Source organism: Pseudomonas vranovensis (genome assembly GCF_040438935.1).
In the GTDB taxonomy this organism is placed as follows: Bacteria; Pseudomonadota; Gammaproteobacteria; order Pseudomonadales; family Pseudomonadaceae; genus Aquipseudomonas; species Aquipseudomonas vranovensis.
The window spans coordinates 1,626,187-1,639,232 of sequence record NZ_CP159259.1 but is presented as its reverse complement, the minus strand read 5'-3'; the positions used below and the strand labels follow the sequence as shown (position 1 = coordinate 1,639,232).

Here is a 13,046-nt window from a genome sequence, read left to right as displayed (position 1 = left end):
CAATATTTGCTGCCATTTTCCTACACCCTTCAGTGAACCAGCCTACATAAAAGTGGTCTTTGAGCTGGCGGCTTGCGCGCACGCCCACGTTCACCGGCCCAGTCAGCGGGCTTTTATTTTTTATTTCACGCGAAGACCACCATGCCTATCTCTCGTCCTGTTCCTGCGGCGCTCGCCTCCCGTTCTTCCTTTTTCAACCGCTCACGCACCAGGCTGGCGGTCGGCATGCTCGGTGCTTTGCTGAGCGTATCAGGCGTGCTGCAGGCGGAAGAAACCACCAGCAACGAGCGCTGGGTCAGTGACAGCCTGACCACCTACGTACGCAGTGGCCCTACCGATGGCCATCGGATTGTTGGCAACCTCAAGTCCGGACAGAAAGTCACCCTGCTCACGACCCAGGGCAACTACAGCCAGGTGCGTGGCGAGTCCGGCGATACCGTGTGGATTCCCAGCGGCGATCTGCAGAGTGTGCCCGGCCAGGCCGAGCGCGTACCGCAGTTGACCGAGCAGGTCAGCCAACTGAGCGAGAAGCTCAAGACCATCGACGACAGCTGGAAGACTCGCGTGCAAGGGATGCAAGAAACCCTGGATTCGCGCAAGGCGTTGATCGATGAACTGGAAGCCCGCAGCAAGGCGCTCAATGCCGAACTTGCCGACACCCAGTCGGAATTGCGCAGTACCCAGGCGCGCCTGGGCGACGAGAATAAACAGGTGCTGATGCGCTACATGGTGTATGGCGGCGGGATCGCCGGTGCCGGCTTGCTGGCGGGCTTGATTCTGCCGGCCCTGACCCGTGGCCGTAAGCGCAATGATCGTTGGTTCTGATCTGTCGGCAATTCAACCGCAAACAGCGGAGTGACGTCGCTGCGGGATGCCCTTAATCTGCCAGGACTTATCCAGGGAAGATTGAGGCTTTGACGATGTCACCTGCTGAACTGCTGTTATACCGCCTCACCCTGCCCGCCCCGATCGGGCAGGTACTGATCGTCAGCAATGGGCACGAACTGGTCGGCCTGGAGTTCGACGAGCCAGAAATACGCCTGCTACGGCTGCTCCACACCCGCTTCGGCAGTGGCCTCAGATTACGCGAAACAGCGGATCTGGCGCCGTTCAGCACGCCGGTACAAGACTATTTTGCTGGTGACCTGCATGCCCTCGACGCGCTGGCGGTAGCCGCGGGTGGCACCGCCTTTCAACAGCGGGTCTGGACGGCATTGCGGCAGATCCCCACCGGCACCACTCGCACCTACGGACAAATTGCTGTCGCTATCGGCAGCCCCTCGGCGGCGCGGGCAGTAGGCCTGGCCAATGCCTTGAACCCGATAAGCCTGGCCATTCCCTGCCACCGGGTGATCGGCAGTGCAGGCTCACTGACTGGTTACGGTGGTGGTATTGAACGCAAGCGCTGGCTGCTGGAGCACGAACGCAGGGGCTGCCCGTGAGCGGCGGGCCATGGCGTTTGCTGGGCGCCGATGGTGCTGTGTATCTGAGCGATCAACCCGGGCAATTGGGCGGGCACCGCCGCAGCAAGCTCTATGGACGCCTGGATTGCCCCTGCGCACTGCGAGCCATCGCCCGGGGCGGCTATGTGAAGCAGCGGGTATTTTTTTGGGATGCACAGACGGCCCGCGCGGCGGGCTACCGACCCTGCAAGATCTGCAAGCCCTTTTGAGACATCACCCTCCGACGACGGCTGCGCACGCCTGGAGCCACTCGACCATCACCTTGACCCGCAGCGGTAGCGGCTCGCGCGGCGCGTGTACCAGGTAGTAGCCCTGCCCGGCCGTCGGCTCGAAGCCGCCCAACGGCAGTATCAGCAACCCCTGGTCCAGCAGCGGCTGTACCAGGCGCTGGCGCCCCATCGCCACACCGGCATGGTTGCTGGCGGCCAATGCACACAGGTCGGCGCGATCAAAGGTCAGGCCAGCGCTGGGCAGTTGCACCCGGTGTTGTCGGGCCCAGCGCTGCCACTCGGCGTCGAAGGCTGCGTGTTCCCAGGCCAGGGCATCGTGCAACAGGGTGCATTGGTCGAGGCGATCCGGCGCATCAAGCAGGCCGTGGCGCTCGGCATAGGCCCGGCTGCACACCGGCGCCACCTGTTCGGTCATCAACAGGTGGCTGGCCAGGCCGGGAAACTCGCCATCACCATAGAGCAGTGCCAGGTCGATGTGACGGGCACGAAAGTCGACGGCTTCGTTACCGGTACGAATGTCCAGGCTGATCTGCGGGTAGCGTTGCTGGAAGTCCGCCAGCCGCGGCACCAACCAGCATTGGGTGATCGACGGCCGCGCATACAGCGTCAATGCCCCGCTGACGCTGGCGGTCGAGTCCGGTTGCAGGGCTTCCTCCAGGTTTTCCACCACCCCCTGTATCAGGCGGTACAAGCGTTCGCCTTCCGCCGTCAGACGTATGCGTCGGGTCAGGCGCTCGAACAGGCGCAACGAAAGCGCCCGCTCCAGGCGGGCGATGCGATGGCTGACGGCACTCGGCGTCAGGCACAGTTCCTCGGCCGCCAGGGTAAAGCTCAGGTGCCTCGCGGCGACGGCGAAGGTATGCAGGTTGGCGAACTGGGCCCCGGTCAAGCGGGCGCTGAGGCGAGTCGGCAACGTCTGCACAGCTACTGCCCGGCCAATTCAACGCGGCCCTTGGCCAGGTAGGCGTCCATTTCCGTCCGCGGCACCATGCTGCCACCCGTGCCCCAGACCAGATGTGTGGCCTGCGCCATGCGCGTGTCACTGAGCCCCAGGCGCTGGCGATAGCCTTGCTGCTCCTGCAGCACCTGCACCATGCCCGGCACACCGGCCAGTGCCGACGGCTCCAGTTCATGGCCTTCGCAGGCCTGCATTTGCGCCAACAAGCGGTACAGGGTGGCGTCGTCCACCGTGTAGTAGCCATCGATCAGGCGCTGCATGGCCCGCCCGACAAAGCCGGAAGGCCGGCCCACGGCCAGGCCATCGGCGGCGGTGTGGTTGTCGATGCCGAAGTCGTATACCGAGACGTGGTCATGCAGGCCGGTGTAAACGCCGAGCAACATGCTTGGCGAATGCGTGGGTTCGGCAAACAGGCAGTGTACGGCGTCGCCGAATACCAGCTTGAGGCCAAACGCCACGCCACCAGGCCCACCGCCCACGCCGCACGGCAGATAGACGAACAGCGGGTGCTCGGCATCCACTGCGATGCCTTGCTCGACAAACTGGCGCTGCAAGCGCTCGGCGGCCACGGCATAGCCGAGGAACAGGTTGCGTGAGTTCTCGTCATCGACGAAATGGCAGTGTGGATCGGCTTCAGCCTCACGACGTCCCTGTTCCACCGCCACGCTGTAGTCGGCGCTGTATTCGCGCACCTCTACACCGTGGGCGCGCAGGCGATCCTTCTTCCATTGCCGGGCATCGGCTGACATGTGAACCGTGGCCTTGAAGCCCAGGCGCGCACTGATGATGCCGATGGACAACCCCAAGTTGCCCGTGGAGCCCACGGCAATGCTGTACTGGCTGAAAAATGCCCGCGCCGCGTCACTGTCCAGCCTGGCGTAGTCATCGCCCGGCTGCAGCAGGCCACCGGCCAGGGCCAGGTCTTCGGCGTGCTTGAGCACCTCGTAGATTCCGCCGCGGGCCTTGATCGACCCGGAAATCGGCAGCAGGTTGTCGGCCTTGAGCCACAACGCGCCGCCTTCTGGCAGTTGATGCTCGGCGCGCAACACTCCCTGCAGGGCGGGCAGCGCCAGCAACGGCGATTCGATGATGCCGTGGCTGGCACGGGTTTCGGCGAAGGCCGAGGCTATGAACGGTGCAAACCGCTGTAATCGCGCGCTGGCCTCGCGGACGTCTTCAGCGTTCAGCGGCACATCGCTCAAGGCCTGGGCGCTGGGTGCGATGGCGGGATTGAACCAGCTGGTTGCCCGCAACGCTACCAGCTCGGCGATCAGCGGGTGAGTCTGGCACCAGGCATCGACAGTCTTTTCCAGCGGCATTACGGTACTCCCTTGGCAATCGGATAGAACGATTAAGCGTCAGGCACCGGGCGCTTTACAACCGATGGTTGCTCACAGCATGGATGATCCCTGTTCAACCATGCGCCGCCGTGCAAGCCTGCCTACTTCTGCTACCTTGGGATTACCCCCTTCTCCGCATTTCGCACAGGTGACCCCTCATGGCGCGCACCACCCCCATCGAGCTGTACCGCAACATCGGCATCGTCGCCCATGTTGATGCCGGCAAGACCACCACCACCGAACGCATCCTGTTCTACACCGGGGTCAACCACAAGATGGGCGAGGTGCATGACGGCGCCGCGACCATGGACTGGATGGCCCAGGAGCAAGAGCGCGGCATCACCATCACTTCAGCCGCCACCACGGCGTTCTGGCAGGGCTCGACCAAGCAGTTCCCCGACAAGTACCGCTTCAACATCATCGACACCCCCGGCCACGTCGATTTCACCATCGAGGTGGAGCGATCGCTGCGGGTACTCGACGGAGCGGTGGTGGTGTTCAGCGGCGCCGATGGGGTGGAACCGCAATCGGAAACAGTCTGGCGCCAGGCCAACAAGTACCACGTCCCGCGCATGGCCTACGTCAACAAAATGGACCGCCAGGGCGCTGATTTTCTCAAGGTGGTCAAGCAGATCGACCAGCGCCTGGGGCACCACCCGGTCCCCATCCAGCTGTCGATTGGCGCCGAGGAACACTTCGTCGGCCAGATCGACCTGGTGAAGATGAAAGCCATCTACTGGAACGAAGACGACCAGGGCACCAGCTATCGCGAGGAAGCCATTCCCGCCGACATGCAGGACCTGGCCAATGAGTGGCGTGCCCACATGATCGAGGCAGCCGCCGAGGCCAATGACGAGTTCATGGAGCTGTACCTCAATGGCCAGGAACTGAGCAATGAACAGATCAAGGCCGGGCTGCGCCAGCGCACCCTGGCCAATGAAATCGTCCCGGCCATCTGCGGCTCCTCGTTCAAGAACAAGGGCGTGCCCCTGATGCTCGATGCGGTGATCGACTACCTGCCGGCACCGTCGGAAATCCCCGCCATCCACGGCACCGACCCCGACGACGAAGAGAAACACCTGGAGCGTCACGCCGACGACAATGAACCGTTCTCGGCCCTGGCGTTCAAGATTGCCACCGACCCCTTCGTCGGTACCCTGACCTTCGCCCGGGTGTACTCCGGCGTCCTGAGTTCGGGCAATGCCGTGCTCAACTCGGTCAAGGGCAAGAAGGAGCGGATTGGCCGCATGGTGCAGATGCATGCCAACCAGCGCGCCGAAATAAAGGACGTGTGCGCCGGCGACATCGCCGCGCTGATCGGCATGAAGGACGTCACCACCGGTGACACCCTGTGCGACATCAACAAGCCTATCATCCTCGAACGCATGGACTTTCCCGACCCGGTGATCTCGGTGGCGGTAGAGCCCAAGACCAAGGCCGACCAGGAGAAAATGGGCATTGCCCTGAGCAAGCTGGCCCAGGAGGACCCGTCGTTCCGGGTACGCACCGACGAAGAAACCGCGCAGACGATCATCTCCGGCATGGGTGAGCTGCACCTGGACATCATCGTCGACCGCATGCGCCGCGAGTTCGGGGTCGAGGCCAACATCGGCAAGCCGCAGGTGGCCTACCGCGAAAAAATCACCAGGACGTGCGAAATCGAAGGCAAGTTCGTGCGCCAGTCCGGTGGCCGTGGCCAGTACGGGCATTGCTGGATCCGCTTCGCCCCGGGAGAAGAAGGCAAGGAAGGCCTGGAGTTCGTCAACGAAGTGGTCGGTGGCGTAGTGCCGCGCGAGTATATCCCGGCGATCCAGAAAGGCATCGAAGAGCAGATGCAAAACGGTGTGGTGGCCGGGTATCCGCTGATCGGCTTGAAAGCGACCGTGTTCGATGGTTCGTACCACGACGTCGACTCCAACGAGATGGCCTTCAAGGTGGCCGCCTCCATGGCGACCAAACAACTGAAGGAAAAAGGCGGCGCCGTGCTGCTGGAGCCGGTGATGAAAGTCGAAGTGGTGACACCTGAGGAATACCAGGGTGACATCATGGGTGACCTGAGTCGACGTCGCGGGGTCATTCAGGAAGGTGGCGAGACCCCGGCTGGCAAAGTGGTGCGGGCCGAGGTGCCGCTGGGCGAGATGTTCGGCTACTCCACCCAGATGCGCTCCATGACCCAGGGCCGGGCGAGCTACACCATGGAATTCACCAAGTATGCCGAGGCACCGGCGAGCATTGCCGACGCGATCATCAAGAAACAGGGCTGACCACCGTGGGAGTGGGCTTGCCCCGCGATAGCGATCTCCAGTCACATCGCTATCGCGGGCAAGCCCGCTTGCGCACCAATACGATTGAACTCCCGCACCCGCCGCTTTTCCCAAGCTAACAAGCAGCCGAAAAGCCGCAGGTCACTGCCATGCCCAAGCCGTTGCAGGAATACGCGCACAAGCGCAATTTCGACGCCACCCCGGAACCTGCTGGAGCGCGCTTGCCCCGCGAATCAAGCGGCGCCCTGCAGTATTGCATCCAGAAGCACGACGCCAGCCACCTGCACTACGACTTCCGCCTGGAACTCGACGGCACCCTGAAAAGCTGGGCCATCCCCAAGGGGCCATCGCTGGATCCCAAGGTACGACGCCTGGCCGTTCATGTCGAAGACCATCCGCTGGACTACGCCAACTTCGAAGGCCATATTCCTGAAGGTCACTACGGCGCCGGTGATGTCATCGTCTGGGACCGTGGCGTGTGGCTGCCCGAAGGCGACCCACACAAAGACTATGCCAAGGGCAAACTGCGCTTTCGCCTGCAGGGCGAGAAACTCTCCGGTACCTGGAACCTGTTTCGCACCCACCTGGCCGGCAAGAAAGAACAATGGCTACTGGTCAAGTCGGCTGATACCCAGGCTCGCCCCGAAGCCGAGTACAACGTGCTGGAAGCCGAGCCCGACAGCGTCCTGAGCGACCGCACCCTGGTCACGGACAAGCCGCCTAGACCCCGTAGACCCCGGGCGAAAAAAGCCCCTCTCCCCGACAGTCTGAAACCCCAACTGGCCACTCTTGTGGAATCCCCTCCGGAAGGTGACTGGCGCTATGAGGTGAAGTTCGACGGCTACCGCGTCCTGGCTCGTATCGACCATGGCAAGGTGCAACTGTTCACCCGCAACGGCCACGACTGGACTGCCAAGCTGGCCCGTCAGGCTGCCGCCCTCAAGACACTGAAGCTTGAATCGGCCTGGCTCGATGGCGAAATGGTGGTGAACAACAGCGAAGGCGTAGCAGATTTCCAGGCCTTGCAGAACGCCTTCGACAGTGCCAGCGACGCGTCCATCCTCTACTACCTGTTCGATGCACCCTACCTCAACGGCGTCGACCTGCGCCCGTGTCCGCTGGAGCAGCGTCGGGCCGCGCTGGCCAAGGTACTGGAAGATGCAGACGACAGCTGCGTGCGCTTTTCCGCCGATTTCGACCAAACGCCTCAGGCCCTGCTCGACAGCGCCTGCCGCCTGCAACTCGAAGGCCTGATCGGCAAGCGCGCCGGCAGCCCCTACGTCAGCCGGCGCAGCAGCGACTGGATCAAGCTCAAGTGCAAGCAGCGCCAGGAATTCGTGGTCATTGGCTTCACCGATCCCAAGGGCAGCCGCGAAGCGTTCGGCGCATTGCTGCTGGGCCTGCATGACCCCGACACTGGCGAGCTGCGCTATGCCGGCAAGGTCGGAACCGGCTTCGACAGCGCCGGCCTCAAACGCATTCACCAGCGCCTGAGCCCGTTGCAGATCAAAAAAACACCGCTGGCCCAGCCGCCTGCCGGGGCCGAGGCGCACGGCGTGCACTGGCTCAAGCCCCAGGTGCTTGCCGAGGTCTCATACGCCCAGATGACCCGCGATGGCATCGTGCGCCACTCGGTGTTCCACGGCCTGCGCGATGACAAACCGGCCCGCGCCATCAGCCTGGAGCAGCCTGTGAAAACGCCGCCAAGTACCTCATGCCTGCACCTGACTCATCCCGAGCGCATTGTCGATGCCAGCACCGACGCTACCAAGCGCGACATCGCCGAGTACTACGCCCACGTGGCGCCCTGGATCCTGCCGCACCTCAAGCGCCGGCCGGTGGCACTGGTACGCGCCCCCGACGGTCTGGCCGGTGAGCTGTTCTTCCAGAAAAACGCCGCCCAGCTGAACCTTCCCGACGTTGAAAGCCACGACAAGGCCGAGACAGGCCAGGCCGTGATGATCATCGACCAGGCCAATACGCTGCTCGGTGCAGTGCAGATGAACACCCTTGAACTGCACACCTGGAACGCCACCGCCCAGGACTTCGACAAGCCGGACCGGCTGGTGCTCGACCTTGACCCCGATCCTGCCCTGCCCTGGAAAGCCATGCTCGAAGCCACTCAACTGACCCTGACGCTGCTGGATGAACTGGGTTTGCAGGTGTTTCTGAAAACCAGCGGCGGCAAAGGCATGCACCTTGTCGTGCCCCTCACCCGCCGCGCTGGCTGGGATGAGGTCAAGGCCTTCAGCCATGCCATCGTCAAGCACCTGGCCGGGCTGTTTCCAGAGCGCCTGTCGGCTGTCTCCGGGCCGAAAAACCGCGTGGGGCGGATCTTCATCGACTACCTGCGCAACGGCAAGGGCGCCACCACCGTGTGCGCCTACTCCTTGCGCGCTCGCGAAGGCTTGCCGGTTTCGGTACCGATCCATCGCGAGGAGTTGACCGAACTCAAGGGCGCCAACCAGTGGACACTGCACACCGTTGGCGAGCGCCTGGCCGAAGGCGATGATCCCTGGGCCGGTTACGCCAAGGTTCGCCAATCGATTACCAAAGACATGCGCCGCCGCCTGGGGCTTGAATGATGCGCGATCTGAACCTGATCGACCTGCTGCAATGGCCGGCCATGCTCACCACTGTGCTGGCCGCCTGGTGGATTGGCTCGCGCAAGCCCCAGCGCCGGCGCATCGGCTTTGCCTGCTTTCTGGCCAGTAATCTGCTTTGGACGCTCTGGGGCTGGCATGCACAGGCCTGGGCGCTGATCGTGCTGCAAATCTGCCTGTGCGCCATGAACCTGCGCGGGCTGAAAAAAACCACACCGGCCCAGGAGCAACGCTCATGACCCTTGCCCAAAACGACCTCGCCGTTGCCCTGATGCCCTGGCTCGAACAGGTCACAACCAGGCCTCTGGACACCCACACCGACCGGCTGCTCCAGACCTGCCTGGCGCAATGCCGGGCCAATGGCCTGGACCAGTTGCCGCTGCCCGGCCATGGCCGCACACTGCAGCGCTGGCAGGTACTGGCCCAGGTCGCTGCCGCCGACCTGGCCCTGGCCAAGCTCTATGAAGGCCATACCGATGCCCTGGCGATCATTACCGAGTGCGCCGCCACCGACCTGGACACGCGCGGTACCTGGGGCGTGTGGGCGGCCGAGCCACCGGATGCGCGGGTACAGATCGTCGCCCGTCATGGCCGCGAAGTGCGTCTGCAAGGACGCAAGGCCTGGTGCTCCGGCGCACTGCAGATCGACCGCGCGTTGCTCACCGCGTGGGATGAGCAACAGCGTCCGCAACTGGTGGCGGTCAGGCTCGATGATCCCGGCCTGCGTGTGCTGGGTACCGGCTGGCAGGCGGTGGGGATGGGCAGCACAGCCAGTGTCGAGGTCGCCTTCGAGCTATGCGCTGGGCAGCAGGTGGGCGACAGCGGGCACTACCTGAGTCGCCCGGGCTTCTGGCACGGTGGCGGTGGCATCGCTGCCTGCTGGTATGGCGCGGCCTCGGCGCTGGCCAATTACCTGCATGAACATTGCGCAAGCCACCAGGACCCCCACGCCCTGGCCCACCTGGGCGCGGTGGATGCGCAACTGGCCGGTGCGGCGGCGAGCCTGCGCGAAACCGCACAGTGGATCGACGGTCATCCGGGAGCCGATGCCGAGGTTCCCGTACGCCGCCTGCGGGCCCAGGTCGAAGTTGCCGCGACCGCCGTGCTGGCCCACGTCGGCCGTGCCCTGGGCGCTACACCCTATTGTCGCATTGCGCATTTCGCCAGGCTCGCCGCCGACCTGCCGGTGTTCCTGCGCCAGAGCCACGCGGAGCGCGACCTGGCCGAGCTGGGCCGCCGGGTGGCCAGTGCGCCAATGACGGAGTGGTCACTATGACAACCTTCCAGGCACAGGATCCAGGCACCCCGTTGGCCCAGTGGCAAGCCTCGGCGCAGCTGCAGGCGGTGCCGGCCATCAGTCTTGAGCAATTGCTCCCGATAGGCTGTCGACTGGTGGTCGTGGCGCCCCACCCGGATGACGAAATACTCGGTTGCGGTGGCCTGCTGGCCATGCTGCACGGGCGCGAGCCGGCACTGTTGCTGGTGTCGGTCAGCGATGGTGAAGCCAGCCATCCGCACTCCCAGCAGTGGAGCCAGGAACGTTTGCGCGAGCAGCGCCCACGGGAAAGTGCGGCGGCGTTGCGACGCCTCGGCCTGGACCTTGGCCAACTGCAGTGGCTGCGCCTGGGGCTGGCCGACACCACCGTGGCCCAGCACGAACGCTGGCTGGCGGAACACCTGGTCGGGCTGCTGCGGCCCCAGGACCGGGTATTGACCACCTGGCGCCTGGATGGCCACAGCGACCACGACGCCGTGGGCCGTGCCTGCGCCCGGGCGTGTGAAACCGTGGGTGCGCAACTGCTGGAGGTGCCGATCTGGGCCTGGCATTGGGCCCGCCCCAACGACCCGCGCCTGCCCTGGCCGCGTGCCCACAAGCTGTTTCTCGACCCCGGCGTGCGGGTGCTCAAGCAACAGGCCATTGCCGCCCACACCAGCCAGCTGCTGGCCGACGGCGACACCCCGGCGGTGCTGCTACCGACCACCCTGGTGCGCTTGCTGCAACCGTTTGAACTGGTGTTCACATGAGCATGCCGGCCGAGTACTTCAAGCAACTGTTCGCCCACAGCGACGATCCCTGGGCGTTTCGTACCCGCTGGTACGAAAAGCGCAAACGCGACCTGCTACTGGCCTGTCTGCCGCGCCAGCACTATCAGCGAGTGTTCGAACCGGCCTGTGCCAACGGTGAGCTCAGCGCGGCACTGGCCGAACGCTGCGAGCAACTGCTCTGCCAGGACCTCGATGCCACCGCCGTGGCGCTGGCACGCCAACGCCTGCGCCCATGGCCCCATGTTCGGGTCGATCAGGGTCACCTGCCGGGTGACTGGCCCGGCGGTGAGTTCGACCTGATCGTTCTCAGCGAAATCGGCTACTACCTGGACCCGGTCCAGTGGCTGGAGGTACTGGAGCACGCCCTGGCCTGCCTCGGCACCAACGGTGCACTGCTGGCTTGCCATTGGCTGCACCCCATCGACGGCTGCCCGCAGAGCGGCCATCAGGTCCATGCGCTGCTGGCCAAGCGCTTGGCGTTGTACCGTTGCGTGCGCCATGAAGAGGCCGACTTCCTGCTGGAGTATTGGAGCCTACAGCCCAGTGCCATCGACCTTGAGGAAAACTGCCTGTGATCGCCGTGATTGTCCCGGCCCACAACGAGCAGCACTTGCTCGGGCCCTGCCTGCGTGCCCTGTTGCACGCCCGCCGAGCGGTAAAAGCACTGGGCGAGGCGGTGCAGATCGTGGTGGTCCTGGATGATTGCAGCGATGCCACCGAGCAGGTGGCGCAGGCATATGGGGTCGAGGTGCTTAGCGTCAGTGCGCGTAATGTCGGCTATGCCCGGCGTGCGGGTGCGGCGCTGATGCTCGAGCGCGGGGCACGCTGGCTGGCCTTCACCGACGCCGACAGTTGTGTGCCGGTGGACTGGCTGGTCTGCCAGCTGGACTTTGCCGCCGATGCGGTGTGCGGGACCGTGCATGTGCCGCGCTGGCAGGCGTACCAGGACGCAGCCCTGCGCGCACGCTACCTGGCCCGCTACCAGGCCCGGGAAGGTCACCGCCACATTCACGGGGCCAACCTTGGCGTCTGCGCCAGGGCCTATGAACGGGTCGGCGGTTTTCAGCCCCTGGCCGTAGACGAGGATGTGCAACTGGTCAGTGCGCTGCATGCCAGCGGGGCGCACATCGTATGGACAGCCCTCAACAGCGTGTCCACCAGCAGCCGCGGCGATTGCCGGGTAAGCGGCGGCTTCGGCGACTTTCTCAAGCGCCTGGGCGAGCCCGCGCCGGGTCTTGAAGATAGGCCTTGAGGTAGTCGATCCAGGCGCGCACCTTGCGCGGTACATGACGGGTGTCGGGGTATAGGGCGTACACGCTTTGCCGGGCAAATCGATAGCCGGGCAAGGTATCGAGCAGCTCACCACTGGCCAGGTCGTCGGCCACCAGCCAATGCGGCAGCAACACCACGCCCATTCCCTGCAAGGCAAACGCCCTGAGGAGCGAGGCATTGTCCGCGACCATCACTGCCGGCCCGCGCCCCTGATAGACAGCGGCATTGCCGCAGGCGTCTTCGATTGGCCAGCTGTCGTGCTGCTGGAAACGGCTGTGCAACAACTGCGGCAGTTGTCCCAGGCGCTCGGGGTGGTCAAGCCCGCCCTCCATCTGGGCCAGCAGTGCTGGCGCCGCCACCAGGCACACTGCATAGCGATCCAGGCAAACACCACGGTAGCTGGAGTCGTGTACCTGCCCCAGACGGATGGCCACATCAACCCCGTCGCGCACCAAGTCCACCTGGGCGGTATGGGTCTGCAGGTGTACCTGCAACTGAGGATGTTGCCGGCAAAAGCCTTGCAACGCCGGCGCTAGCACCGTCAGGCCGTACTCCACGGTGGACGTGATCCGCAGGCTGCCCTGCAAGCCGCTGTGCTCGGCCCGGGCCTCATCGATGGCCACCTGCGCCGCCTGCACCACCTCCAGGCAGCGCCGGTAAAAGCGCTCACCCGCTTCGGTCAGGGCAACGCGCCGGGTTGTACGGGTCAGCAGGGTGACGCCAAGCTCGGCTTCCAGTTGCTTGATACTGAAGCTGACCGCGGCGCGAGTTTGCTGCAACCGCGCCGCCGCGCCGGTGAAGGAGCCGCTCTGCACCACTGCGCAAAACAGTTCGAAGCGGTCGAGGCTGACCATGCAATGCGCCCTTGAT

General features: G+C 64.5%; 13 protein-coding genes. 10 read left to right on the top strand and 3 right to left on the bottom strand.

What is annotated here, in order from left to right; all coding sequences use genetic code 11:
* Window positions 1–141: 141 nt before the first annotated feature.
* The 3 genes from ABVN19_RS07745 (at window position 142) to ABVN19_RS07735 (ending at window position 1,672) form a co-directional block, all read left to right on the top strand.
* Window positions 142–825, top strand: a complete 684-nt coding sequence (locus tag ABVN19_RS07745) for a TIGR04211 family SH3 domain-containing protein (protein ID WP_028942066.1) — start codon at window positions 142–144, stop codon at window positions 823–825.
* A gap of 95 nt (window positions 826–920) precedes the next feature.
* A complete protein-coding gene (locus ABVN19_RS07740; protein WP_051270410.1) occupies window positions 921–1,442 on the top strand; it encodes a methylated-DNA--[protein]-cysteine S-methyltransferase in 522 nt (173 codons plus the stop codon).
* Window positions 1,439–1,672 carry an Ada metal-binding domain-containing protein gene (locus ABVN19_RS07735; protein ID WP_084167916.1) on the top strand — a complete coding sequence of 78 codons (234 nt, stop codon included), beginning with the start codon at window positions 1,439–1,441 and terminating at the stop codon, window positions 1,670–1,672. Before ABVN19_RS07740 ends, ABVN19_RS07735 begins: the two co-directional genes overlap by 4 nt.
* 4 nt (window positions 1,673–1,676) lie before the next feature.
* Here the strand turns inward: ABVN19_RS07735 and dsdC are convergent, their stop codons facing one another.
* On the bottom strand, window positions 1,677–2,615 hold the full coding sequence (dsdC, locus tag ABVN19_RS07730) for a DNA-binding transcriptional regulator DsdC (RefSeq protein WP_028942063.1): 939 nt from the start codon (window positions 2,613–2,615) through the stop codon (window positions 1,677–1,679).
* Between the two features lie 2 nt (window positions 2,616–2,617).
* On the bottom strand, window positions 2,618–3,970 hold the full coding sequence (gene dsdA / locus ABVN19_RS07725) for a D-serine ammonia-lyase (RefSeq protein ID WP_105642690.1): 1,353 nt from the start codon (window positions 3,968–3,970) through the stop codon (window positions 2,618–2,620).
* A 179-nt stretch (window positions 3,971–4,149) separates the two neighbouring features.
* Here dsdA and fusA point away from each other — a divergent pair, with 179 nt between their 5' ends.
* From fusA to ABVN19_RS07690, 7 genes are all read left to right on the top strand, one after another.
* On the top strand, window positions 4,150–6,255 hold the full coding sequence (gene fusA, locus ABVN19_RS07720) for an elongation factor G (protein ID WP_028942061.1): 2,106 nt from the start codon (window positions 4,150–4,152) through the stop codon (window positions 6,253–6,255).
* Window positions 6,256–6,404: 149 nt separating this feature from the next.
* On the top strand, window positions 6,405–8,840 hold the full coding sequence (gene ligD / locus ABVN19_RS07715) for a DNA ligase D (RefSeq protein WP_028942060.1): 2,436 nt from the start codon (window positions 6,405–6,407) through the stop codon (window positions 8,838–8,840).
* Window positions 8,837–9,097, top strand: coding sequence for a hypothetical protein (locus tag ABVN19_RS07710; RefSeq protein WP_028942059.1), 261 nt, complete (start codon window positions 8,837–8,839; stop codon window positions 9,095–9,097). Before ligD ends, ABVN19_RS07710 begins: the two co-directional genes overlap by 4 nt.
* Window positions 9,094–10,134, top strand: coding sequence for an acyl-CoA dehydrogenase family protein (locus ABVN19_RS07705; RefSeq protein ID WP_028942058.1), 1,041 nt, complete (start codon window positions 9,094–9,096; stop codon window positions 10,132–10,134). The genes ABVN19_RS07710 and ABVN19_RS07705 overlap by 4 nt, the downstream gene beginning before the upstream one ends.
* Entirely contained in the window at window positions 10,131–10,883 is a 753-nt protein-coding gene (locus tag ABVN19_RS07700) for a PIG-L family deacetylase (protein WP_105642689.1), read from the top strand. Before ABVN19_RS07705 ends, ABVN19_RS07700 begins: the two co-directional genes overlap by 4 nt.
* Window positions 10,880–11,479, top strand: coding sequence for an SAM-dependent methyltransferase (locus tag ABVN19_RS07695; RefSeq protein WP_028942056.1), 600 nt, complete (start codon window positions 10,880–10,882; stop codon window positions 11,477–11,479). The genes ABVN19_RS07700 and ABVN19_RS07695 overlap by 4 nt, the downstream gene beginning before the upstream one ends.
* Window positions 11,476–12,156, top strand: a complete 681-nt coding sequence (locus ABVN19_RS07690; protein ID WP_028942055.1) for a glycosyltransferase — start codon at window positions 11,476–11,478, stop codon at window positions 12,154–12,156. The genes ABVN19_RS07695 and ABVN19_RS07690 overlap by 4 nt, the downstream gene beginning before the upstream one ends.
* Here the strand turns inward: ABVN19_RS07690 and ABVN19_RS07685 are convergent.
* The gene (locus tag ABVN19_RS07685) at window positions 12,110–13,030 is read right to left on the bottom strand and encodes a LysR family transcriptional regulator (protein ID WP_105642688.1); all 921 of its coding nucleotides are present in this window, start codon (window positions 13,028–13,030) and stop codon (window positions 12,110–12,112) included. The genes ABVN19_RS07690 and ABVN19_RS07685 overlap by 47 nt on opposite strands.
* Between the last annotated feature and the right edge of the window lie 16 nt (window positions 13,031–13,046).